The 25110-nt window shown below is 41.5% G+C and carries 23 protein-coding genes and 1 other annotated feature; of the genes, 4 read left to right on the top strand and 19 right to left on the bottom strand.

Annotation, left to right across the window (positions count from 1 at the left end; translation table 11 throughout):
- Window positions 1-150: 150 nt before the first annotated feature.
- From lonB to ilvE, 12 genes are all read right to left on the bottom strand, one after another.
- Window positions 151-1812 carry an ATP-dependent protease LonB gene (gene lonB / locus MHI60_RS13725; RefSeq protein ID WP_056768038.1) on the bottom strand — a complete coding sequence of 554 codons (1662 nt, stop codon included), beginning with the start codon at window positions 1810-1812 and terminating at the stop codon, window positions 151-153.
- Window positions 1813-1949: 137 nt separating this feature from the next.
- On the bottom strand, window positions 1950-3215 hold the full coding sequence (clpX, locus tag MHI60_RS13720) for an ATP-dependent protease ATP-binding subunit ClpX (protein WP_024423180.1): 1266 nt from the start codon (window positions 3213-3215) through the stop codon (window positions 1950-1952).
- Between the two features lie 251 nt (window positions 3216-3466).
- Complete coding sequence (gene tig / locus MHI60_RS13715) at window positions 3467-4741, bottom strand: trigger factor (protein ID WP_025092483.1); 1275 nt, start codon at window positions 4739-4741, stop codon at window positions 3467-3469.
- A gap of 240 nt (window positions 4742-4981) precedes the next feature.
- Window positions 4982-5989, bottom strand: coding sequence for a DNA damage checkpoint antagonist DdcA (ddcA, locus tag MHI60_RS13710; RefSeq protein ID WP_111292155.1), 1008 nt, complete (start codon window positions 5987-5989; stop codon window positions 4982-4984).
- A 125-nt stretch (window positions 5990-6114) separates the two neighbouring features.
- Window positions 6115-6714, bottom strand: a complete 600-nt coding sequence (gene leuD, locus MHI60_RS13705) for a 3-isopropylmalate dehydratase small subunit (RefSeq protein ID WP_024423183.1) — start codon at window positions 6712-6714, stop codon at window positions 6115-6117.
- Between the two features lie 13 nt (window positions 6715-6727).
- Window positions 6728-8143 carry a 3-isopropylmalate dehydratase large subunit gene (gene leuC, locus MHI60_RS13700; RefSeq protein ID WP_144484812.1) on the bottom strand — a complete coding sequence of 472 codons (1416 nt, stop codon included), beginning with the start codon at window positions 8141-8143 and terminating at the stop codon, window positions 6728-6730.
- Between the two features lie 40 nt (window positions 8144-8183).
- Window positions 8184-9281: a 3-isopropylmalate dehydrogenase gene (leuB, locus tag MHI60_RS13695; RefSeq protein WP_144484814.1), complete on the bottom strand. Its 1098-nt coding sequence runs from the start codon at window positions 9279-9281 to the stop codon at window positions 8184-8186.
- 18 nt (window positions 9282-9299) lie between these two features.
- Window positions 9300-10853: a 2-isopropylmalate synthase gene (locus tag MHI60_RS13690; protein WP_024423186.1), complete on the bottom strand. Its 1554-nt coding sequence runs from the start codon at window positions 10851-10853 to the stop codon at window positions 9300-9302.
- The gene (gene ilvC / locus MHI60_RS13685) at window positions 10840-11868 is read right to left on the bottom strand and encodes a ketol-acid reductoisomerase (RefSeq protein WP_024423187.1); all 1029 of its coding nucleotides are present in this window, start codon (window positions 11866-11868) and stop codon (window positions 10840-10842) included. Before ilvC ends, MHI60_RS13690 begins: the two co-directional genes overlap by 14 nt.
- A 19-nt stretch (window positions 11869-11887) precedes the next feature.
- Complete coding sequence (ilvN, locus tag MHI60_RS13680; RefSeq protein ID WP_007501584.1) at window positions 11888-12406, bottom strand: acetolactate synthase small subunit; 519 nt, start codon at window positions 12404-12406, stop codon at window positions 11888-11890.
- Window positions 12403-14127 carry an acetolactate synthase large subunit gene (ilvB, locus tag MHI60_RS13675; RefSeq protein ID WP_024427826.1) on the bottom strand — a complete coding sequence of 575 codons (1725 nt, stop codon included), beginning with the start codon at window positions 14125-14127 and terminating at the stop codon, window positions 12403-12405. Before ilvB ends, ilvN begins: the two co-directional genes overlap by 4 nt.
- A gap of 122 nt (window positions 14128-14249) precedes the next feature.
- Window positions 14250-14497: a binding site (T-box leader), on the bottom strand.
- An 8-nt stretch (window positions 14498-14505) separates the two neighbouring features.
- Complete coding sequence (gene ilvE, locus MHI60_RS13670) at window positions 14506-15420, bottom strand: branched-chain-amino-acid transaminase (RefSeq protein WP_024427825.1); 915 nt, start codon at window positions 15418-15420, stop codon at window positions 14506-14508.
- A 433-nt stretch (window positions 15421-15853) separates the two neighbouring features.
- On the opposite strand from ilvE, the gene MHI60_RS13665 reads away from it, so the two are divergent.
- Window positions 15854-16897: a lactonase family protein gene (locus MHI60_RS13665; protein WP_144484816.1), complete on the top strand. Its 1044-nt coding sequence runs from the start codon at window positions 15854-15856 to the stop codon at window positions 16895-16897.
- Window positions 16898-17126: 229 nt separating this feature from the next.
- Here the strand turns inward: MHI60_RS13665 and MHI60_RS13660 are convergent, their stop codons facing one another.
- From MHI60_RS13660 to MHI60_RS13635, 6 genes are all read right to left on the bottom strand, one after another.
- On the bottom strand, window positions 17127-17546 hold the full coding sequence (locus tag MHI60_RS13660; protein WP_034279788.1) for a YkvA family protein: 420 nt from the start codon (window positions 17544-17546) through the stop codon (window positions 17127-17129).
- Between the two features lie 95 nt (window positions 17547-17641).
- The gene (gene dltD / locus MHI60_RS13655; protein WP_144484818.1) at window positions 17642-18808 is read right to left on the bottom strand and encodes a D-alanyl-lipoteichoic acid biosynthesis protein DltD; all 1167 of its coding nucleotides are present in this window, start codon (window positions 18806-18808) and stop codon (window positions 17642-17644) included.
- Complete coding sequence (gene dltC / locus MHI60_RS13650; RefSeq protein WP_024423191.1) at window positions 18808-19044, bottom strand: D-alanine--poly(phosphoribitol) ligase subunit 2; 237 nt, start codon at window positions 19042-19044, stop codon at window positions 18808-18810. Before dltC ends, dltD begins: the two co-directional genes overlap by 1 nt.
- A 21-nt stretch (window positions 19045-19065) precedes the next feature.
- Window positions 19066-20250, bottom strand: coding sequence for a D-alanyl-lipoteichoic acid biosynthesis protein DltB (gene dltB / locus MHI60_RS13645; RefSeq protein WP_095409222.1), 1185 nt, complete (start codon window positions 20248-20250; stop codon window positions 19066-19068).
- Window positions 20247-21752, bottom strand: coding sequence for a D-alanine--poly(phosphoribitol) ligase subunit DltA (gene dltA / locus MHI60_RS13640; RefSeq protein ID WP_144484820.1), 1506 nt, complete (start codon window positions 21750-21752; stop codon window positions 20247-20249). Before dltA ends, dltB begins: the two co-directional genes overlap by 4 nt.
- Before the next feature lie 14 nt (window positions 21753-21766).
- The gene (locus MHI60_RS13635) at window positions 21767-21916 is read right to left on the bottom strand and encodes a teichoic acid D-Ala incorporation-associated protein DltX (RefSeq protein WP_024427820.1); all 150 of its coding nucleotides are present in this window, start codon (window positions 21914-21916) and stop codon (window positions 21767-21769) included.
- A gap of 333 nt (window positions 21917-22249) precedes the next feature.
- Here MHI60_RS13635 and MHI60_RS13630 point away from each other — a divergent pair, with 333 nt between their 5' ends.
- A complete protein-coding gene (locus MHI60_RS13630) occupies window positions 22250-22645 on the top strand; it encodes a VOC family protein (RefSeq protein WP_144471305.1) in 396 nt (131 codons plus the stop codon).
- A 235-nt stretch (window positions 22646-22880) separates the two neighbouring features.
- On the opposite strand, the gene MHI60_RS13625 is transcribed toward MHI60_RS13630, so the two are convergent.
- The gene (locus MHI60_RS13625; protein WP_144484822.1) at window positions 22881-23060 is read right to left on the bottom strand and encodes a hypothetical protein; all 180 of its coding nucleotides are present in this window, start codon (window positions 23058-23060) and stop codon (window positions 22881-22883) included.
- Window positions 23061-23258: 198 nt separating this feature from the next.
- Here MHI60_RS13625 and MHI60_RS13620 point away from each other — a divergent pair, with 198 nt between their 5' ends.
- Complete coding sequence (locus MHI60_RS13620; RefSeq protein ID WP_144484824.1) at window positions 23259-23447, top strand: hypothetical protein; 189 nt, start codon at window positions 23259-23261, stop codon at window positions 23445-23447.
- Between the two features lie 95 nt (window positions 23448-23542).
- A complete protein-coding gene (locus MHI60_RS13615) occupies window positions 23543-25105 on the top strand; it encodes a T7SS effector LXG polymorphic toxin (protein ID WP_144484826.1) in 1563 nt (520 codons plus the stop codon).
- Window positions 25106-25110 lie beyond the last annotated feature (5 nt).

Raw genomic sequence — 25110 nt, 5'->3', positions numbered from 1 at the left:
TAGTATGAATCATTATAATATACCTGTTTCAGTCTTGTACAATGTAAAAGACTTAAGAAATGATGATCTTACCGTAGTATACCCTTTCTTTTTATCTTGAAAAAGAAAAAAAGATCTATTTCACTAAAAAATCCCCATATGTGATGGGGATTAAACAGATTTTCTTTTCATTTCGTCTTCTAGTCCATCTTTCTTCTCGTCTGGCGGATTGACCAGACACTGATCCAGCACCTCTTGGAAGTGCTTCACAGGCACAATGGTGACCCCTTCAATCTCCTTTAAGATCGACTGCTGATTGTCATAAGGAATAATGACGGTTGTGGCACCAGCCTGCTTCGCTGCCTTAATCTTCGGTATCACACCACCGATTGGCTTCACCTGGCCCTGCAATCCGATTTCACCCGTCATGGCTGTCAGATGATCAATCGGAATTTGATGTATGGCTGAGAAGATTGCGGTCGCCATGGCAATCCCAGCAGACGGTCCATCAATTGGGGCACCGCCTGGAAAATTAATATGGATGTCATATTCATTTGTCCGAATACCTAAATTTCGAAGCACCGTTAATACATTTTCAACTGACCCTTTGGCCATACTTTTTCGTCGAATAGATTTCGACTGATTGCCAATGCTTTCTTCTTCTGCAATGCCTGTAATGTTGATACTTCCCTTTTCAAGCGCCTTACAGATATTCACTTCAATCTCAAGCAGGGCACCGCTGTTTGGTCCATAAACAGCCAGTCCATTGACGACCCCCACTTTTGGCTTTTCTGGTACTTTTTGTTCATATCTTGGTGTCAGCTGGCTTGAATGAATAACCCATTCTACATCTTCAATCGTGATGTCTTTTCGGTTTTCCGTCACCGCCATACCAGCGGCAATCTGCACCATGTTGACCGCTTCACGTCCATTTTTCACATAGGAGGTTAACAAGTTCAGCCCTTCATCACTTAATTCCTTTTGAATTTTTTGGACAGCCTTAGCAGCGACGATTTTCAGTTCATGCTGGTCAAGGTCTTTAAAGAAAATTTCTAAACATCTGGATCGAATCGCTGGCGGAATTTCTTCAGGTGTTCTTGTCGTCGCACCAATCAATCGAAAATCAGCCGGAAGCCCATTTTGAAAAATATCATGAATGTGATTCGGAATTTGAGTGTTTTCCTCACTGTAGTAAGCACTGTCTAAAAATACTTTCCGATCTTCCAGCACTTTGAGCATTTTGTTCATTTGGATCGGATGCAGTTCACCAATTTCATCGATAAACAGAACCCCGCCATGAGCATGCGTAACGGCTCCTTGTTTTGGCTGCGGAATGCCTGCCTGTCCCATCGCTCCCGCCCCTTGGTAAATCGGGTCATGCACGGAGCCAATGAGTGGGTCTGCAATGCCACGTTCATCGAATCTTGCGGTTGTGGCATCGAGCTCCACAAATACCGCATCTTTCTTAAACGGTGAATCAGCATGACGTTTCGCTTCTTCCATAACAAGACGGGCTGCGGCTGTTTTTCCCACCCCCGGTGGTCCGTAGACAATGACATGCTGAGGATTCGGTCCGCACAGCGCTGCTTTTAGAGCACGAATGCCATCTTCCTGCCCTACAATATCTTGAAATCCCTTTGGCCGGACTCTCTCTGATAAAGGCTCACTCAGCTTGATTGACCGCATCTTTCTGAGTGCTTCCATTTCTTTCTTTGATTCTTTGTCTATCGTCACCTTTTGTGTGCGCTGATTTCGCAGTAAGTTCCAAAAGTACAGCCCGATGACGATACCAAAGAACAGCTGTATGAATAATACGATTCCTGTCCAGCTCAATCGGTGCTCCCTCCTTCATCTATCTTATGTATTGGTTTCTGTCTGCTAGTATTTCCTAGAGCTGGACGGAATAAACACGTCTTCCACGATAAATAAAAAACTCCTGAATCTAAATGATTCAGGAGTGATAACTTCTCTTATGCAGATGTTTTTGTATCTTTATTAACGACTGTGCCATCTTTTAACACAAGACGCGGCGGCTCACCATCAGCAACCGTTGCACCAGTGATGACACATTTTTCAATATCATCACGAGATGGAAGGTCAAACATGACATCAAGCATGATGCCTTCAATGATTGAGCGAAGACCACGAGCTCCTGTTTTACGCTCAATTGCCTTTTTCGCAATTTCGCTAAGAGCATCTTCTTCAAATTCAAGCTCTACATCGTCAAGCTCAAGCATTTTTGTATATTGCTTAACAAGCGCATTTTTAGGCTTCGTCAAGATTTCTACAAGTGCTTTTTCATCTAACGGCTCTAGGCTTGCAATAACCGGTAGACGACCGATGAATTCTGGAATTAAACCGAAGCGAAGCAAGTCTTCTGGCAGTACCTTTGATAGAAGGACTTCTTTTTCAAGATCTTCGACTTTATTTTCCGCACCGAATCCAATGACTTTTTGACCTAAGCGGCGTTTGATGATTTGCTCAATCCCGTCAAAGGCTCCTCCACAAATGAAGAGGATGTTCGTCGTATCAATTTGAATGAATTCTTGATGTGGGTGCTTACGTCCACCTTGAGGCGGTACACTAGCGACTGTTCCTTCAAGAATTTTCAAAAGGGCTTGCTGGACGCCTTCCCCAGATACATCGCGAGTGATAGAAGGGTTTTCTGATTTTCTTGCTACTTTATCGATCTCATCGATGTAGATAATGCCTTTTTCCGCTTTTTCTACATCATAATCCGCTGCCTGGATCAGCTTTAGTAAAATATTCTCTACGTCTTCACCAACATAACCTGCTTCAGTTAATGATGTTGCATCTGCGATCGCAAATGGAACATTTAAAATACGAGCAAGTGTTTGAGCAAGTAATGTTTTACCGCTTCCTGTTGGTCCAATCATAGAAATATTACTTTTCGAAAGCTCAACATCATCAATCTTGCTGTTGGAATTAATCCGTTTGTAATGGTTATACACCGCTACAGCTAAGGATTTTTTCGCATTGTCTTGTCCGATGACATATTCATCAAGAATCTCCCGAATTTCATGAGGCTTCGGAACATCCTTGAATTCAACTTCTTCCTCAGTGCCGAGCTCTTCTTCAACTATTTCCGTGCAAAGCTCGATACATTCATCACATATATATACGCCAGGTCCTGCGACCAGTTTACGCACTTGATCTTGCGTTTTTCCGCAAAACGAGCATTTTAATTGACCTTTTTCCTCGTTGAATTTAAACATTCTTTCACCCCTTATTCTTCTTCACTTGCCTGTAGCTAACAGTCAGCTACCTTTCTGGGTCCAGTATGTATGCATTTTACCATACTTTCCTAAAAGACGGTAACGATGTGTTTCTAACACTGCACATTGAGATATGTATGACAGAAAGATGCGACTTACACTATCGTTTCCAAAAGAAGCGATGATAAGTCAAAAATTGTACAAAACAAGGCACGAGTCACTCGCGCCCTGTTTTATTATTATGCACCATATTAACGGTTTTCTACAAGAAAATCAATTGCTTTACGAACTTTTAGATCTTCTTTCATTGCTTCAGTAGATCCGATCGCTTGTTTGATGTTTTCAATTGGCATGTTGTATGCTTCAGCCATTTTTGAAAGTTCTTCTTCCACTTCTTCGTCAGACACTTGTAAGTTTTCTGCAGCAGCAATTGCTTCAAGTGTTAGGTTAGATTTAACGCGTTTAGCAGCATCTTCTTTCATTTGCTCTTTCAGCGCATTTTCATCTTGTCCAGAGAATTGGAAGTAAAGCTCAAGGTTCATTCCTTGCATTTGAAGACGTTGTTCGAATTCTTTCATCATGCGGTCTAGCTCTGTGTCAACCATCGCTTGTGGGATGTCAACTTCCGCATTTTCAGAAGCTTTCGCAACTAACTCTTCACGAAGTTTTCCTTCTGCTTCGTTTTCTTTTGCTTCTTCAAGACGTTTCTTCGTTTTTTCAGTTAATTCAGCAAGCGTTTCTACTTCTTCATCAACATCTTTAGCGAACTCATCGTCAAGTGCTGGAAGTTCTTTTGCTTTGATTTCATGAATTTTCACTTTGAATACAGCTGGTTTACCTGCAAGGTCTTCAGCATGATATTCTTCTGGGAATGTAACTTCTACGTCTTTTTCAGCGCCAGCTTCAAGACCAACTAATTGCTCTTCGAAACCAGGGATGAATGAACCAGAACCAACTTCAAGAGAGTAGTTCTCAGCTTTTCCGCCTTCGAATGCTTCTCCATCAACGAATCCTTCGAAATCAAGAACAACTGTATCGCCGTTTTCGATTGCGCCTTCTTCTTTGACAACAAGCTCAGCTTGACGGTTTTGCATGCCTTTTAGCTCTTCTTGTACATCTTCATCAGTGACAGCTGTGTCGTCTTTTTCTACGTTAAGACCTTTGTAGTCACCAAGTTTTACTTCAGGCTTCACTGTTACTTTTGCAGTGAAGATTAAGTTTTCGCCTTTTTCGATTTTCTCAACATCGATTTCAGGGCGGTCAACTGGCTCGATACCAGCTTCATCGATTGCTTTTGGATATTCAACTGGAAGAAGAATATCTAGTGCATCTTGATAAAGAGATTCTACACCAAAACGCTGCTCGAAAAGACCACGTGGCACTTTCCCTTTACGGAATCCAGGGATTGATACTTGCTTAACCACTTTCTTAAATGCATCATCAAGTGCTTTGTTAAATGTTTCAGCGTCAACTTCTACAGTTAGAACGCCTTCGTTACCTTCTTGTTTTTCCCATTTTACTGACATGTGTGTTTCCCTCCAAAAATCTATTCAGATTGTGCGTTGCTCCATTCTAAAGCATCATAAAGACTTCGTCCAATCAAAAACCACGCACTCCGCTAAGAAGCTTGCATTATGTATACAACATTTGACTTGATTATACATATCGTCTTTCAACCGTTGGAATCTGACAACTGCACTATATATGCACAAATACAACCATTATATTATAACATAACAAGTGCGTCTTTCAACTAAATCGACAAATTACAAATAAGAAATTTCTTCAATATCTTTCAGCATTGTGCAAGCTTCTCTCAGCTCTCGTTCGTTAAATTCATACAATAGATGCAATTCTTCGAGTTCGATCTCGATTCCATGCATTTCATAGCCGACTTTATGAAGTGCCGCTGCCCAAAGACTTGGATCTGTGTACTTAGGAAGAAATGGATACAGCACAAATAAGTGCCGGCGCCATAACTCTTCCACGCCTTGGTAAAGGGTTGGGTTCTCATTGCCGAGCGTATCATCGAGCATACGAAGCACTTGCTGAAGAAGCGGCATCTGCTCTGGCTTTACAGCTTCAGAAGGAATAAGGGTTAAAGAATCACCGAATTTTGTCACATGAACCGGCTTTGCCACATCATGATCTGCCAGAAGCTGCAGGATCATTGATTTAACCAAAGGGTTCCCATCAGGATTTTGTAAGATTGTATTTAATAGACCCATGTGCGGTGTAATATTCCGGTCTTTCAATGAATGGATGAACTGTACCTGTTCTTCCGGCCGCTTTAGCATGTCATCTATGTTGACCTCACTTCCGGCGTCCTCATCATCATCTAAAATCTCTTCAGGTGAGTCGATCATTTTTCTACTAAATTCGAGCAGTTTGTAAAAATGCTCCGCGCTTTCTGCCGGAAGATGGTTTTCCTCGAGCACAGCCTCAATCGTCTGTTTGACTTCTTCATATTCTTTCAGCTGAATTAAGATCGTCATATACACTTGGAGCACAGTGAAATAGTGACCATATCCTTCATGCAGCATTTTTTCACAAACACGCTTTGCATCCTGCAGCTCACCCAGCTCCAGAAAACAAATGGCCATTCCGAGGTGAATATCGGATTCTTCATCGTCATCATACGATTTTGCTTCTGAAAACAAGTGAAGCGCCTCTTGATACTGTTTATCTTTTAATGCTGCCATTCCTTTTTCAATCAGTCTTTCTTTCAGACCAGGAAACAAAATGACATTGTCTTTCTTCTTGTCATGCTTCATGCTTACGTTCCTTTCGGGCGCATATTTTTTATCAGTTTACCAACGAAGATTAGTAAACACAAGTAACGAGAGGTTTTCATGCAAAAAAGAAGCCGTCACACCTCGGGCGGACAGCTTCTCGTTGCTTAGGCGCGCAGCCAGCTGCTGCGCTTTTCTTCAAATGCTTGAATGTCATCTTCTAGTAGTAATGTTAATGAAATCTCATCATAACCATTTAGGAGCATTTCTCTCCAGTGAGGGTCGACTTGAAAAGGGGTGATATTCCCTTCGTGATCTTCTATTTGCTGTTTTTCAAGATCAACCGTCATCTCATATCCTTTGTTCTCATATGACGCAGCGAAGGTTTTCCACACATCATAATCAAGGCGAATCGGAAGCATCCCATTTTTAAAGCAGTTTTGATGAAATATATCTGCAAATGATGGTGCGATGACAATTTTAAAGCCATAATCATCAAGCGCCCAAGGAGCATGTTCCCTAGATGATCCGCAGCCAAAGTTCTCCCCTGCGATCAAAATGGATGCTCCTTCATAAATCGGCTGATTTAGTTCGAAATCGGGATTTGGGCTGCCATCGGCTAAATAACGCCAGTCGAAAAAGGCAAAGCGGCCATATCCTGTTCGTTCGATTCTTTTTAAAAATTGCTTCGGAATAATTTGATCTGTATCTACATTGATTCGGTTAAGCACAGCGGCTTTTCCTTTATGAGTGACTAAAGGCTCCATCTATGACAACTCCTTACACGACTGTTTTCTCTTGATTAAACTTCCTGACATCGACAAATCGGCCATGTATCGCAGCCATTGCAGCCATTGCCGGGCTGACAAGATGCGTTCTCGCACCCTTCCCTTGACGCCCCTCAAAGTTACGGTTTGATGTGGACGCGCAGCGCTCGCCCTCCGGTACCACATCGTTATTCATACTCAGACACATACTGCAGCCAGATTCTCTCCATTCAAATCCTGCTTCAAGGAAGATTTCATGAAGACCTTCTTCTTCTGCTTGCAATTTAACACTTTGAGAGCCAGGCACCACTATCGCTCTGACATGATCTGCTACTTTTTGTCCTTCAATCATAGAAGCAGCTTGGCGTAAATCAGTCATTCTTGAGTTCGTACATGAGCCGATAAAGACATGCTCAATCGTAATATCTTCTATACGCTGATGCGGGTGGACACCCATGTATTCGTAAGCACGAATCGCTTCTTTTTGATCATCTTCTTGTGCAAAGTCCTCAGGTCCTGGGATTGATGCATCCACAGGGAGTACCATTCCTGGGTTAATTCCCCACGTAACCATTGGTGAAATCTTATTTCCATCTAACACAATGGTTTTATCATAGGTTGCACCTGGATCTGTTCTAAGTTCTTCCCATTCTTTCATAGCTGCTTCGAAGTCTTCGCCCTGCGGTGCATATTTGCGGCCGCGGCAATATTCGAAGGTGATTTCATCAGGTGCAATCAACCCTGCTCTTGCGCCTGCTTCAATTGACATGTTACAAACGGTCATCCGCTCATCCATCGTCATGTTTCTGAATACTTCCCCAGTGTATTCAATGACATAACCTGAACCGAACTTCACGCCGTGTGCACCAATGACAGCTAAAATGACATCTTTGGCAGTTACCCCTTTTTGAAGCTTTCCGTCTACTCTAATTTCTAACGTTTTCGGACGCTGCTGCCAAAGTGTTTGTGTAGAAAGTACATGTTCAACCTCACTTGTACCGATTCCAAAGGCAAGTGCGCCAAACGCGCCGTGAGTTGATGTATGACTATCTCCACAAACGATTGTTTTCCCCGGAAGTGTCAATCCAAGCTCCGGTCCAACGACATGGACGATTCCTTGGTCAACACTATGAAGGTCAGCAAGACGAACGCCAAATTCCGCACAGTTGCGCTCTAAGGCACTCACTTGCTTTTTAGCAATCTCATCTTTGATCACAAATCGATTCACAGTTGGGATGTTGTGATCCATCGTCGCAAACGTGTTTTGAGGTCTTCTCACCTTGCGCCCTTTTTGTCTTAATCCTTCAAATGCTTGAGGTGATGTCACTTCATGCACCAAGTGCAGATCAATATATAAAAGGTCTGGTTTCCCCTCGCCGCTTTTGACTACATGCTGATCCCATATTTTTTCGATGATTGTTCGAGGCATAACCCTTTTCCTCCCTCTATCTAATTCCACAAGATTCTATTTATACAATGGTTTGTACGCGCTGCTTGAGTGCGTCTACAACCGCATTAGTAATTTCTTCAGTCGTTTGATATGTTCCCTCTTTTGCTGCTAAATCTTTTGTTCGTTTGCCAGAGGCAAGAACAGTTTCCACAGCTTCTTCTATTGCAGCCGCTTCTTCTTCTAATGCAAAGGATGTTCTAAGCAAGCTTGCTGCTGATAAAATGGTTGCCAGAGGGTTTGCAACGTTTTGCCCCGCAATATCGGGTGCTGAACCATGAATTGGCTCATATAAATGAAGGCCAGTGCTTGATAAACTAGCAGATGGCAGCATGCCGAGTGATCCAGTAATCATCGAAGCTTCATCGCTTAAAATGTCACCGAACATATTCTCTGTTACAATGACATCAAATTGAGCGGGCTTGTAAATCAGCTGCATGGCAGCATTATCGACGAGCATATGCTCAAATTCAACTTCTGGATATTGGGCAGCAACTTCTTCTACCGCATCCCGCCATAGTTTACTAGAAGCAAGGACATTCGCTTTATCCACAGACGTCACTTTTTTCCGTCTCGTTAAAGCCATGTCGAACGCTTCTTTTAATACGCGGACAATTTCTTCCTTTGTATAAAAGAGCGTATCAACGGCAGCTTCTTTTCCTTCATCATCCGTATAGCGTTCGCTTGGTTCACCAAAATAGAGACCGCCTGTTAATTCACGAACGATGACGAAATCGACTCCGTTAATGTGATCCTGTTTTAACGGAGATGCCTCGCTTAAACTATCGAACACCTTTACAGGGCGGATGTTTGCAAATAAGTCCAGCTGTTTACGAATGGCGAGTAAGCCTTTTTCTGGACGAAGCTCTGGCGGGTTTTGATCCCACTTTGGTCCGCCGACTGCTCCTAATAAAATCGCATCAGCGCTTTTGCATACATCTACTGTTTCCTTTGGAAGCGGGTTGTTTTTTTCATCTATTGCGATACCGCCAATGAGCGCAGTTTCGAATTCGAATTCGTGCCTAAATTTCGCCGCTGTCTCTTGAAGGACAGCGACTGCAGAGGTCACGACTTCCGGTCCGATTCCATCGCCGGGCAAAAGTGCAATTTTCTTTTTCATGAGAACCTTCCTCCTTTCCTATGAGATCGCGTGATGTTTCTCAATTTCAATCAGATTTGATTTGAAGATTAAATGCCTGTTCACTGCATTGACGTAAGCTTTCGCCGATGCTTCAAGCACATCTTGCGCTACTCCGCGTCCTGCTGTTTCTTTTCCTTCTATTGAAACAGTGACATATACTTCAGCTAGTGCATCTCTGCCTTTTCCATTTGATTGAATGCGGTAGTCCAGCAAATGAATTCTTTCCTCCATACAGCGCTCAAGCGTGTTGTACACAGCTTCTACACTGCCTGCACCTGTAGCTGCTTCTTGGATGACTTCCTGCGTTTCTTGGTTTTTCAGCGAAACCGTTGCTGTTGGCATTTGTTCTGTTCCATAGTGCACTTGCAGACTTTCAAATTCGTAGCCAATTTTTCGATCTGCTACTTTTTCTTCTAATATGATAGAGATCAAATCATCATCTGTAATTTCTTTCTTCTTCTCTGTCAAGTTCTTGAAAGTCTCAAAGAATTTATTGATTTCGTCTTCCGTTAGTTTAAAGCCTAGTGTTTTCATGCGGTCTTTAAACGCGTGTCTTCCGGAGTGTTTTCCAAGGACAAGCACATCTGTTGTCACACCGACAAGCTCTGGAGAAATAATTTCATAGGTTGTTTTTTCTTTGAGGAAGCCATCTTGGTGAATACCTGATTCATGTGCAAAAGCGTTGTTTCCAACGACTGCTTTATTACGTGGCACAATCATTCCTGAGTATTTGCTCACTACATCACTTGTACGCTTAATTTCATTCAATTGAATCGTTGATTCGACTTGGTAAAAGTCTTTTCGAATATGAAGAGCTACTGCAATTTCTTCTAACGCGGCATTTCCAGCGCGCTCGCCAATTCCGTTGACAGCCGTTTCAATTTGATCTGCGCCATTTTCAATAGCAGCAAGTGAGTTTGCCACAGCCATTCCTAGATCATCGTGACAGTGAGCGGACAAGTTGACACGGTCGATATTTGGAACGTGTTCCTTCATATATTTAAAGATATTTCCGTACTCTTTTGGCGCTAGGTATCCAACTGTATCTGGCAAGTTAATGACACTCGCCCCCGCGTCAATGACCTTTTCTACAATTTCTGCTAAGAAAGCAAGATCTGTACGGCACGCATCTTCTGCTGACCATTGGACAACTGGAAAACGTTCTTTCGCATATTTCACCATTGCGACAGCCTGTTCTACGACTTCTTCACGTGTTTTCTTTAGTTTATGCTTCAGGTGAATGTCAGAAGTGGCAATAAAGACATGAAGCCTTGGCTCCACTCCATCTTTTAATGCTTCCCATGCAGCATCAATGTCACCTTTCACACATCGTGCAAGACCAGCAACAGAACAGTTTTTAATCGTTCTTGCTATTTCTTGTACGCCTAAGAAATCCCCTCGGGATGAAGCGGGAAAACCCGCTTCAATGATATTAACCCCAAGGCGCTCAAGCTGCTTTGCAATGATAAGCTTTTCTTGTGCATTTAAGTTCACTCCTGGTGATTGCTCTCCATCCCGAAGTGTTGTGTCAAAAAAATTAATTTTCCGCACCGACGCTCACCGCTTCCTTTTTCTTTCCTTGTTTAACGAAAGGCATCATTTCACGAAGCTTTCTACCAACGATTTCAATTTGGTGCTCATTTTCATTTGCATTGATCGCATTGAAACGTGGGCGATTCACTTGGTTTTCAACAATCCATTCTTTTGCAAATGTTCCGTTTTGGATATCAGTCAAAACAGCTTTCATCGATTCTTTTACTTTTGCATCCACAACACGTGGTCCTGATACGAAGTCCCCCCATTGTGCTGTATCAGAGATTGAATATCTCATACCTTCTAATCCTTCTTCATACATAAGGTCAACGATCAATTTCAGTTCATGCAGACACTCGAAGTATGCAAGCTCTGGCTGGTAACCAGCTTCTGTTAACGTTTCGAATCCTGCTTTTACTAGTGAAGTAAGACCTCCACAAAGAACTGCCTGCTCACCGAATAGATCCGTTTCTGTTTCTTCTTTAAATGTTGTTTCAAGAACGCCCGCTCTTGCTCCGCCGATCGCTTTTGCATAAGCAAGTGCTTTGTCTTTCGCTTGGCCAGATACATCTTGATAGATAGCAAATAGGGCAGGTACACCAGCGCCTTGCTCATATGTTCTTCTCACAAGATGTCCTGGACCTTTTGGAGCTACTAGATACACGTCTACGTCACTTGGAGGAACAATTTGATGGAAGTGAACGTTGAATCCGTGAGCGAATACAAGTGAGTTGCCAGCTTCTAATTGATCTTTGATTTCTTCATCATATACTTTCTTTTGCTGCTCATCTGGAAGTAGTACCATGACTACGTCTGCTTGTGCTGCTGCTTCTTTTACTGTGAATACTTGATGGCCGTCTTCTTGTGCTTTTGTATAAGATCCGCCTTTTCTCACGCCGACGATCACATCTACGCCGCTTTCTTTTAAGTTCAATGCATGTGCATGACCTTGTGATCCATAACCAATGATCGCTACCTTTTGACCATTTAATACGTTTTCTTGAATATCACCGTTATAATATACTTTTACCATTTGACTCTCTCCTTTTTGTTTAGACAATTGAAATTGTTTTATTTGTTTGCGGCTTTTGCTGATTATCTCTCGCAAAGGCCGTGGTGCCAGTTCTGGCGACTTCTTTAATGCCGTATGGCTTAAGTAATTCAATGAGTGCTTCAATTTTTGAAGACTCACCTGTCACCTGAATGACGACACTCTCTCTGCTCACATCTACAATAGAAGCTCTAAAAGGTTCAATGACCCCCGTGATCTCCATTCGAGATGCTGGTGCAGATACGACTTTTATCAAAGCCAGCTCTCGCTGAACGATTGATTGGTTTGTAATGTCTGTTACTTTCAGAACATCGATTTGTTTGTTCAGCTGTTTTGTCAGCTGTTCGATGTCTTTCTCCTGGTCTACATGGACGACGAACGTGATGCGTGATACATCTTGAATCTCAGAATGGCCGACCGTAATGCTTTCAATGTTGTAGTGTCTTTTGGTAAAGAGGCCTGTGATTCTGTTCAGTACGCCTGATCGATTTAATACAGTCAACACAATAATTCTTTTCAAGGTTTCACCCCCACCATCTCATGAAGTCCTTTCCCTGGTGCTACCATTGGGAATACTTTTTCATCTCTAGCTACATTGACATCGATGAAAACAGGCTCTCTAGAGGTTAAGGCTTCTTCAAGCTTTTCTTTCGCCTCTTCATCTGATGAGATTCGGATTCCTTTAATGCCATAAGCTTCAGATAATTTGACGAAGTCTGGCTGCTCTGAAAATTTAGAATGTGAGTAGCGCTCTTCGTAGAAAATTTCTTGCCATTGTCTTACCATTCCAAGGCAGTGATTATTGAGTACAATCACTTTGACTGGAAGGTTCAGCTCACGGATAACGGCAAGTTCTTGCAGGGTCATTTGGAAACCTCCGTCTCCTAAAATCGCTACAACGGTTGCCTCTTGATCAGCCAGCTGAGCGCCGATGGCTGCTGGTAATCCGAAGCCCATTGTGCCAAGGCCTCCAGATGTTACCCACTTATCTGCATTTTCAAATGGATAGAATTGTGCTGCCCACATTTGATGCTGTCCGACATCAGTTGCGACAATGGCTTCACCTTTAGTGAATTGATGAATGTATTCAATCAGCTTTTGAGGCTTAAAGCCTTCAGCTTCGTTTTCAACGTACCAGAGTGGATATTCTTCCTTCCACTGATCTAATTGGTTTTTCCATTCGTCAGCATCTGCTTGTTTCCCGTCTTGCTTGATCAGTTCTTCAAGGACTAGCTTACTGTCGCCAACAACTGGGATATGGGTATGAATGTTCTTGCCGATTTCCGCTGGGTCGATGTCAATATGAGCCACCTTCGCATGTTTCGCAAAATGATTGAGGTTTCCTGTTACCCTGTCATCAAATCTCGCTCCGATTGAAATGAGCAGGTCACATTGATGAAGAGCCATGTTCGCTGCATACGTGCCATGCATACCAGCCATCCCTAGGAAAAGAGGATGCTTTGCCGGGAATCCACCAAGTCCAAGCAGTGTATGAGCGACTGGGATTTGCTGCTGCTCTACATACTGTCTTAATTCTTCAGATGCTTTGCCATGAAGAACGCCAGCTCCTGCTAGAATAACTGGTTTCTTCGCTCTGCTGACAGCTTCTACTAATTTGCGAATTTGCAAATAGTTCGGCTCTACTTTTGGCTGATAACCAGGTAAATCAATTGGCTGATCATATTCAAACGTTCCTTCAATGCCTGCGACATCTTTTGGAATATCAATCAAAACTGGACCAGGTCTGCCTGTTGTTGCGATATGGAATGCCTCTTTAATGACACCCGGTAATTCCTCTGGATTTCTTACCTGGTAGCTGTGCTTAGTAATTGGCATTGTGATGCCGAGTACATCTGCTTCTTGGAAAGCATCCGATCCAATGACTGAGGTTGCCACCTGCCCTGTGAATACAACAAGGGGAAGTGAATCAATCATCGCATCTGCAATTCCTGTGACAAGGTTTGTCGCTCCAGGTCCTGATGTTGCAATGACAACTCCCGGTTTACCAGATACCCTTGCGTATCCTTCTGCTGCGTGAATTGCTCCCTGCTCATGTCTTGGAAGGACATGAAACAAACCAGAATTGTAAATTTTATCGTAGATCGGCAAAACCGCTCCACCTGGATATCCAAAAATGACTTCTACTTTTTCTCTTTTGAGTGCTTCAATTAACATGAGTGCACCGTTCATCGTTTGTGGTGCTTTTGATTTTTCCGTCTCCATTTGTACATTTGTCCCCATTTGATTTCCTCCTCTTTGTCTTGCTTCAGTCAAGTCCTTTCACCCTTTTCTATTCAAGATAGAGATATGAGACCATATAAAAAAGCCTTCTCACCCCACAATGACACTACTTTTCACTAGGTCAAAGGGGCGAAAAAGCTTTGTTTTTTCGCGGTACCACCCTTGTTCACGGCAAATCCTGCTGCCGTCTCATGGACATCTTTCGTCCATTTTGGTAACGAGTGAGCAATGTCACTCGGTCTGCCCTACTATCATTTCAAGCAGACACTCAGAGGTGAGTTCACTTTAGAAAGTAACACCGGTTTCCAGCTAGCACCGGCTCTCTGTAGATACTGACTCTAAAGCTACTAGTCCTCTTCAACGTTTATCGATATCTATTTAGCTTGCATGAATGTTTTCATCTGCAAAAACGACTTTTTCTCCTTCTTCAACTACTCGCTTGCGGAATTGTTCAAGAAGTTTGTTTGTGTGGAACCCAGGTTTCCCTTCACCGATTGTACGGCCGTCAACTTTTACAACGGCGATGACTTCGGCTGCAGTACCTGTTAGAAATACTTCTTCAGCTGTATACACATCGTGTCTTGTGAATGGTTCTTCTTTCACTTCGTAGCCTAAGTCTTCTGCAATCTCCATGATGGCATTTCTTGTGATGCCTTCAAGTGCGCCGATATAACCTGGCGGTGTATAAAGCTTGCCTTTTTTATAAATAAACACGTTGTCTGCAGAACCTTCCGCCACGTACCCTTGATCGTTCAGCATCAATGCTTCACTCACACCGGCCATATGGGCTTCGATTCGGACAAGAATGTTATTCAAATAGTTTAATGATTTCACTTTTGGGCTAAGGACATCTGGACGATTTCGTCTTGTTGGAACCGTTACAATATCAATACCCGTTTCATATAGGTGCTTTGGAAAAATGGCCAGCGGCTCTACAATGATCACTGTGTTGGCTCTCCCGCAGTTGTTAGGATCTAAACCAAGATCACCCGCTCCTCTTGAGACGACAAGGCGGATATAGGCATCCTTTAGGCCGTTCCTTTCAACTGTATGAATCATTTTCTCCGTGAGTTCCTCAAGTGAATATGGAATGTTCAGCATAATGGATCTGGCGGAATCATACAGGCGGTCTAAATGTTCTTTCATTCGAAAGATATTTCCGTTATACACGCGAATCCCTTCGAAAACACCGTCGCCATATAAGAAGCCATGATCGTAAACTGAAATTTTCGCATCCTCTTTTTTCACGAGTTCATCGTTTAAAAAGATCCATTGTTCCTTTTGGTCTTCCATTTTCAGTGAGCACCCTCTCTTTCAAACAAAAAGTAGTTGAATTTTCAGACACTTTATATTGAAGCGTCTCTCGCTTGCACTGCGTGTTTGTTTAGCTTTTGTTGAACCCATCTTACGCCGCTTTCCATACAGTGTCAACAGCATTTTTAAAATTATTAGACAATTTAGACTAATCAAAATTAAATGTATACGCTTACACCTTTGCTAGACAAGGAATGAAAAAACTTAAAATTTTTTGTATTTTTTCTTCAATTTATTTACTTTACATGAACGCTTTTCTTTTGAGAAAACTTTTGTGATATTTTTTCACATGATTTTTGATGAATATTGTGAGATTTCAATAACTTGGTTTTTTCTTTTGGCATGCCTTTCTAAAGCGTTTTCCTATGAATTTATGATAGAATGAGAGCATCTAATAGAAGGAGGGCAATACATGGCTAACATCAGAGGTTATATCGGTACGTATACAAAGGGAGACAGTAAAGGTGTTTATACATTTACATTAAATACGGACAAGCAGCAGATTGAGCAAGTAGAAGTTGCTGCTGAACTTGAAAATCCTACATATTTAACCGTGTCAGAGGATCAAAAGTTTGTTTATGCTGTTGTGAAAAAAGGATCACAGGGCGGCCTTGCTGCGTATCAAATTGATTCAACAACAGGCAGACTTCACTCCATCAACCAAGAGCTTGCCGATGGAGCTTCTCCTTGCCACGTCAGCGTGGACAGTCAAACGAAAACGGCGTATACAGCGAATTATCATAAAGGGTCAGCAGAGATGTATGAAATCGATGCTGAAAATGGCTCAGTGATCCGCACACTCTCACAGGCGCAGCATGAAGGAACTGGCCCTAACGAAGATCGTCAGGAAAAACCGCACACTCACTTTATGGGTCTCACGCCAGATGAACAATTTGCAGTGGCTGTTGACCTTGGAACAGATGGAATTTATACGTATAAGAAAGAAGACGGCAAACTTGAGCTTTCTCATACATTTGAAACAAAGCCAGGCAGCGGACCTCGTCATATCACATTCCACCCAACGAAACCTGTGGCATATGTAATGACAGAGCTAAGCTCCGAGGTCATTGTGCTTCGTTACTTTGAAGATGGTCATTTTGAAGAAATCCAAACAATCGCGACCATTCCAAGCGATTTTACAGAGAACAATCAAGGCAGTGCCATTCATGTCTCTTCAGACGGCCAATTTGTTTATGCAGGAAATCGCGGTCATAACAGCATTGCGATTTTTAAAGCAGACGCTGACGGCCAATTAAGTCTTGTCGAGATTGCTTCTTCTGAAGGAAACTGGCCTAGAGATTTTGTACTTGATCCAACAGAAGAATTCCTCGTCGGTTCAAACCAAGAATCTAGCAATCTTGTGTTATACAAACGCGACAAAGAAACAGGACGACTCACTGTCTTACAATCAGACATTACCGTCCCTCATCCAGTTTGCGTGAAATTTTTAGGGTAAAGAAAAAAGCCTCCAATAACGGAGGCTTCAGATTGTTGACAAAGGGCTAAAATGATTTTGATTTTAGCCCTTTGTCTTCTTTTCAGCGTGATAGAAAACCTTTGCAGTCTAGGAAGGACGAGCACCAGAGCGGAGCGAATTGAAACATTCGTGAGCACTGGAGCGCAGACCTGACAACGAATGCGAGGGTTTGTCTACACGCTAAAGCCTCCAATAACGGAGGCTTTTTTTATGCAGACGGCATACCGCCATCCTCAAGCTTTTGATCAATCAAAGACGTATCGGTTTTTTCGCCGAACCATTTTGATAGCCTGTCTTTTGCTTTCCCTTTCACATCATCATCAATGTACATTGCTACTTGAAGCAGAGCAAATGTAATGGCTCCTAAATCATCTGTATAGCCGACACCAATCAATGTATCAGGAATGAGATCAAGTGGAAGGATAAAATATCCGAGTGCTCCAATAATCAAAGTCTTTGCTTTGACCGGCACTTCGGGTTTTTGCAATGTATAGTAAAGTAATAGCACAGCATAGACAAGAGAGACACCAGCTTTTTGTGCCGTCTTTTTTAACTTTTCCCAAAAGGCATGATCATTAAAATGCTTCTTCGAACGCTTTAATAGTTCTTTTTTCTCAGAACGATTCATCATATCGCCTCCATCTACAGCATAGCCCTTTTCCCTTAGTTATACAAGATATCCGCCGATTCGACAAACAAAAAGCAGCAGAAAGCTGCTGCATTCTACTGCTCTTTGTAAAACTTTTCAATTGCCTTATCGATGTACACCCATCCTTTATAAGACACATGAATCGTATCTTTAAAGAAATATGGATCGTACTCATGCTTAGTCAAATCTGCGACTTCATACCCATTATCTCGAATTTGACGATTGATTTTTTCATAATAACCTGTACGGCCTTCTTTCGGAAAACCGGTGTAATCATACCACTTTCCGTTGACAGGAATCGTCACAAACAAAGGCTTTGCCCCTGCCTGTTTTAAAATATCCAGCATGATCTGAAAATCTTTGTATTCTGGTGATTCCGCATAAGAATGACCTTCACGGGAATCCTTCATCTTTTTCATGATCGGTTTCAGCTTGCGGTCAAACAGTTTTTGGTTAATATAAAACGGGTTGTCCCCTGCTCTTTTCGCACCAAAAATGCTCGCCTCTTTTTCAAGCTCAGCCCATGTTTTTCCTTTGACTGAAGGAGACGGTTGAAGCTTGCGCTCAGGGCCCGATCCAATTGTATAGTACATGTCTTTCTTTTGAAGCATGCCATAATACATTTTCGCAATAGGAGAAATCGCGCCATAAGCGAACTTGTTCCCAGATAGCTCTGCTTTAAAAAGCTCTGTAATCACCATGTCGTTTTTGACTGCTTTAAACTTCATGATTCTTTTGATAAGCTCTTTTTTTATAGTTGGATCAATTTCTTTATTATAGGCGAGATTCAGCGCTTGAAGAGCTGAATAGTTCGGTGCAAAGTGATTCTCGTCAGATCCCCATTTCACAAACCATTGCGGGGACACGATAAAGACAAGCTTCTTCCCTTTTAATTCATCCATATGCGCTGCAAAGTTCATCGCATGAATTAATGATTGCGATCCACCTTTTCCAATAAGATAAGGTGTAAACCCTTGAGGATTCTCATGAAAGAAATTCGAAGGGTGATATGGATCAAAACGTGATAGTTCAGAAGATCCATAGATCGGCAAATAAGTTGGATCTTTTAGCATTTCATCTTGTAAATAAAGCCCTTGAAACATCCCTGGATCTAATTCTGTGGCTGACTTTTGTAATTTGTCTTTTGGGATCAGGTGTGAGAGCCATGCATTTGGTACAAGAAGAACACCAATGAATAGAACAGCCGCTAAAATAAGCGGCCCAAAAAAACGCTTTTTCATTACTTCATCTCTGCCAGCTGCTCAGCAATATGATTCGGCGTATCCCACACATCACGATCGAATTCTGTAATCGGAACAGTGATTCCGAGTTGACTTTCAATTGCCATAAGCAGTTCTACTGTACCAAATGAATCAAGAAGACCTTCTTCAAAAATCGCAATCTCTGGATTTTCTTTCACAACGTCATCCTGACAAACCTCTGCAATAATACCGTATACTTGATTTTTAAATTCCATAATTTTCTACTCCCTTAATCATTAATGATGAAATGGTTTTCCTGAAAAAATATAAAATCCGAAACAAATCACATGGAATGTAATAATGATGGACACAACCATTGTGACCTTATTATCTGGCCACCACTTGTGCTTTTTATTCCATTTCTCAAATAAATTGTAACCGGACATGACAACTGCATGATATAGTCCGTAAATAATATATTGAAGGGCAAGACCATGCCAAGCACCCATCAATAGAAAGAGGATAAAGTACCCAATATTTGAAACAGCCATACGGTTCTTGATCCACTTCTTTTTGGTCATAAAGAACACAAATCTCATAAACACGTAGTCTCTGAACCAAAAGGACAGGGACATGTGCCAGCGATTCCAGAAGTCTTTAATGTTTCGGCTGATAAATGGTTTATTAAAGTTCTCTGGTGATTTAATGCCCATAATATAACTCACACCTACAGCAAATGCTGTATATCCAGCAAAGTCAAAGAACAAGTACATGCTGTAAGCATACATATACGTTAACTGCTGAACAAAGTGACTGCTGCTAATGTGATGAATATTCATCAGAATATATGTGTGAATCAGGTAGCCTATAATGAACTTATATAAGAAGCCAATAAAAATTTTATGAATACCGGCATATAGAAGATCACTGTATGCTTCCTTTTCAGGCGGTGTATCCATATCCTTTTCAAATCGGCGGTAACGATCAATCGGACCTGATGAAATCGTCGGGAAAAAGACAATGAAATAGACCAAACGGTGAATCGGAATTTTCTTCTTAATCAAGCCGTCTCTTGTCTCAATAATTAACTGAACACCTTTAAATGTTAAGTACGAGATCCCCAAAAAGCTCAGCCAGTTCATTGGCGGCGGTTGATGCGGCTGATGAGTTAAAAAGAACGGTAAAATCTTTGACAGCACAAGCGGTAAAATAGATGCCACCACTGCTGTATAGAAAACGGATGCCTGATTCGCCTTTAACCGGTATGCAAGGTACAGGCGGATGATTAGGACTTGCCATACCGTGAACAAGAAGAGCAGCAGCGCGCCATGCGCATCCTTTGAGAAAATAAGCGCCAGCGCCACAACCGTTGCAAACATGTTGTAGCCCTGCATTCTTTTGCCGCGCAGACCAAGAATGATCGTCGGCAAAAGAAGAATACCAATTAGAATGAAGAAAAAGAATGAACTAAACGGAATCATAGAAGAACCTCTTTCGCGATTCTCTTACGGTCAACCTTCCCGTTTGGCGTCATGTACAGCTGCTCAAGATAGACAAACTTTCTTGGAATCATGTACGCTGGCAGTGAATCCGCCATTTCTTTCTTAATCGCACTTGTCAGCTGATATTCTTTTTCAAATGAATGAGCTGCTGGGACAATCGCTGCAATCAAGTACTCCACATGACCGTTTGGCTGGAATGGTACAATCACACAAGCATTGACATAGGTTGTCTCGCTTACATGATATTCAATTTCTTCAAGCTCCATCCGGTATCCATGAAGCTTAATTTGATAGTCGAGACGGCCATGGCACGTAATTAATCCATCATGCGCCACACCTGCGTCACCTGTACGGTAAGCAGGACGTCCTTCGTATTCAAAGAACACTTTATCTGTCAAGGCTTGTTCACCTAAGTAGCCTCTCGTGACGCTTGGCCCCACGATGACAATTTCCCCTTTTTCACCATCAGGAAGTGTCTTGCCTTCTTCATCTAAAATGACGATGTCTGTATCAGGTTTGGCATAGCCGACTGGTAAAGAATCGTGCTGATCAAGAATCTCCTGCGTCACTTCAATTGATGTGATCGCGACAGTTGCTTCAGTTGGACCATACGTATTAAAGACCTGCGCCTTTGGAAAACGCTCCAGAAGTGCACTTGCTACAGCTACAGGAAGCGCCTCACCGCAGAACAAGAAAACTTTCAGCTCTGGTAAAAGCTCCCCTGTAAAGGAAGGGTCCATTAAGCACATTTGCACAAAAGAAGGTGTTGATGTCCACACTTCAACGTCAGATTGACCAAGTGCTGCAAACATATCCTTTGGCTTATTGACGAGATCTTTTACTAAACAGTAAAGCGTGCCGCCTGATTGAAGCGCTGGATAGAGATCCATCACTGATAAGTCAAAAGAAAATGGTGCTTGATTTAAGAATGTACGTCCCTCACCAATTGGGAAGTCACGGCACATCCACTCTGTAAAGCTTTCTAAATTATTGGCTGTTACCTGAACGCCCTTCGGTTTTCCGGTACTGCCAGACGTATAAATAATGTAAAAAACATCATCTTGCTGGACCCACTGCGTGGATGGCGGTGCTTCTTTTTCAAGTGCTAAAAGCGATGCCGCACTCTTCACTTCAATGTGCTCTTCTACATCTAATACATTCTGCTCATTTGCACAAATCAATAGACTGGCTTTTGAGCTTTCAATAATTGAGACGATGCGCTCGACAGGTATTGAGATATCGACCGGAATATACGGTCTGCCTGATTTCACACTGCCTAAGAAAGAAATCAGCATCTCTGGCTCCATATGACCGTATACAATGACAGGTTCACTGCCAGCTGCGACTGCATCGATCGCACCAGCCATTTGGTCTGATAAATGCCAAAGCTCATCATATGTGATCGACGCATGTTGAGAAACAAATGCTGGCTGTGTTGGTTTCGTTTGCTGGTATTCATGAATCGTTTGTAATAGTTTCATAATCTAATCTCCAATTAAAAATCGTTGTAAATGAATGATCCCGTATTTGCTGTGTGGAATCCGTAAATAAAGAACAATAATAGCAAAATAAGTAAGTAAAAGCTTGTATATCCTATCCATTTTACAGACTTATTTTCTGATAGCTTTTTGAATAGCATATTGATAACCTCTTTTCTTTTGACACTTATAGAGACGCATGGATCATCAAAAGAGTTTCATATCAAACCATAAATTTTTTAAAAGATGCTAAAAAAATGTCGAACCTTGGAACGTCTCTTTTGAGCAAAGCTGTCTTATTGTAACAAAGATTTAATACATTTGAAATAAAATCCGAGCTTAAATTTGCCTTAAAATTGCTGAAAGCTGTCGATAAGCAGCATATTCTTCTTTAGATTTATTCATTAACAGCTAAACAATGAAATAGAGTTCCATATTCATCTGAATTAAGTTACATTAAATCATATAATAATTAATCTTCTAAATGGAGGGCTCATCTATTGTCAAAAGGACTTATTCATCATATTGAACTAAATGTTTCGAATTTAAAGAATTCGATTATTTTTTGGGGGTGGTTTTTAGAGGAGTTAGGCTACGAGCCGTATCAAACCTGGGAAAGCGGTCGAAGTTGGAAATTTGGAGAAACTTATATCGTTTTCGTACAAACGGAGGAACGATTTATGGACATACCCTATCATAGACGCAGGGCAGGTCTAAACCACCTGGCTTTTCATGCCAGTTCCCGGCAGCAAGTAGATGATATGACTGAAAAGTTAAAAAGCATGGGGGTTAAAATTCTTTATACCGATACACACCCCTTCGCAGGCGGCGATAAACATTACGCAGTTTATTTCGAAGATCCTGATAGAATGAAAGTTGAATTGGTGGCACCTTAAATTAGTTTGACTAGAGAAATAAAAAGAACCCATGATTTCATGGGTTTCTCGTCATTCCATGATAAGAAAATCCGTCACAAGGCAAGCGGGTTCTCCGTTTTGATCTTATACACCTTACTTTTTTTAGTTGGAGAAAGAATATTCTCTCTTTTGCATATTTACCGCTTTACAATTTACAATGCCTTTTTCATTAGGGAGGTTAATTTAAAAATGCTTCCAATGGAGGGCGGTGCTATTAACTATTTTCTTTTGAGTATTTCTTAATCAATGCTTCGCTAATTCTGCTTACGATATAGATCGCAACCGCTAAAATCAGCATCAACGGAAACATGCTTAAACGATTATCTGCAACATATACAATGATCCCCACAATGATAGCCACTACGATTCCCGTTAAAAAATGCTTCACCGCCATCTCACCCCTTTGTATAAATCATATACATTTTATTACACAAAAGGTTTAATTGAAATGATTTCCATAAAATCAAAATCAGCAAGTTTCGTTTGTCCGCTCTTAAAGTAGATTGCTATCCCCCTTATGTTGTTCGCACAATCTCCATATGTTAAAATCAACTAAAATATCTATTTAATGGATCAATCAGGAGGTCATTAAGTGTCACAGCAAAGCACGCCATCCAAAATGTTATTAATTACTTTACCCGCCTCTATTATTACCCTTGTGATGATCTTAGGGAAAATTGATACACCTGTAACAAATGTTTTATTTTATCTTGTGGCCTTTAGTGTGATGGGTTTAGTTGTTTCAAGCTTAGTAAAAGACTACAGGAAAAAGAAAAATTAACTCCTCATCTTGGGAGCTGTCGTTTATGCAGCTCTCTTTCTTTATGTGGACGCTTAATTGCTTCGGAGTACTAACAGAAAGTAAAGGAGAACGGAATGAAAACCCTTGATGTCTTTGAGTTGAAGAATGGAATTGACCAAACGCTGAACAAGTTGAAGCAGCAATCACATAATGTTAAGTCCTTAGAAAAACAAATCAATCAAATCATCTCTTTAGATGGCGCATTAAAGGGAGAAGCTGGACAAGCGATAAAAGATTTTTATACGGAGTGTCACATTCCCTTTTTGCAATTCTTTCAGATCGTCATTGAAGAATACAGCGGTGCGCTAAAAAAGACAAAACAGGCACTTCATGCTTTTGAATCAAACCCGAATGGTTTTATCTCTCAATCATTCATTGAACACGAGCTTGACCAAGGGTTAAAAAAAGCCGAACGGACCATTTCTGATATCGTATCCGATGTGAATCAAGCCCTCAGCAGGGTCAGCCATATTGTGCATTTGCCTCATGTAGACGAATCTACTTTTCAACAAAGCTATCAAAAAGCATGGCTTGAGACGTCCAAAACCATCGGACTACTTCATGCATTTGACAGAGAACAAACAAGTGCTATAAATGAAACAAAAAGTTCCCTTCACACAATGAAGCAATACATAGATACTTTAAGCAAGATGTTCACTGGCCCGAAAATTGAAATTACCAGTTATCAAAAGGGCTCTATTTTCAAAGGTGTAAAAGAAGAAAAAATCAGCAGCAACATCAGCGGATTGAATGAAAAAATAGACAACCCTAAAGAAAACCCAATGATGATCATGCTGAACAAGGTGAATGATAAAGAGCAATCGAATGTGGATACTCTTGTGAAGAAGAAACCGTCTAATAAAATCAATCAAAACGCCGTGTTCGTAAATGGAAAAGTATATAATACAAATGAAAAGATTGACTTCGCAAATGCCAAAACAGTTGAAGTTATTCGAGACGGAATGCTATATCGGTTACGAATATCGGATCAAAACAAAGTGAATATTGAAAGCATCACAAAGATTTCCGACTTGAAAACGAGTGAACATACCTCAAACATCTTAAATACAGCGGTTGAATTTTCAGGAATAAATGATGCCATTCGAGTCATCACAGGAAGAGACCCTGTAACAGGTGACAAAGTCGCTGACATGGACCGTCTAGTATCAAGCTTGTACATGATACCCGGAGCTAAAATCGCTAAAGTTGGAAGATACGTATTTAAAATAATGAAAAGAGAGAAAGTAGCCAAGAAGATTGTCAAAACACCTTCCTTCGGCAAACATTCCGTACCAAAAGGTCCGTATCGTGAAGTAAATGGTTTCCCTGCAAAAGTAAAACCAGGCGCTCAAGAAAAACATATTCCTGATGCACCTAACTATAAGCAAGAAGTTGCGAATGGCCGTCCAAATAAAAGCATTTTTTATGGAGATAATAAAAAAGCACAAGAATTGCTGGATAAGTTCGCTGGGAAAGGTACAAAAATAGGAGAGCACAAAGAAAGAGTAGACTTTGGACAGATGATTGGAAAATACTACGATAAAGATACTGGTAAGTATGTGGAGACTACTAGAGGCTTAATACACTACAGCAAAAACGGCGCTCATATAGTACCATCAGAGCCTTTAAAACCATAAACTAA

Origin of the sequence: Bacillus sp. FSL K6-3200, assembly GCF_038630485.1 — a bacterium.
GTDB lineage: Bacteria > Bacillota > Bacilli > Bacillales > Bacillaceae > Bacillus > Bacillus safensis.
Note: the sequence above shows the minus strand (reverse complement) of the source record. Positions and strands in the feature narration are given on the sequence as shown.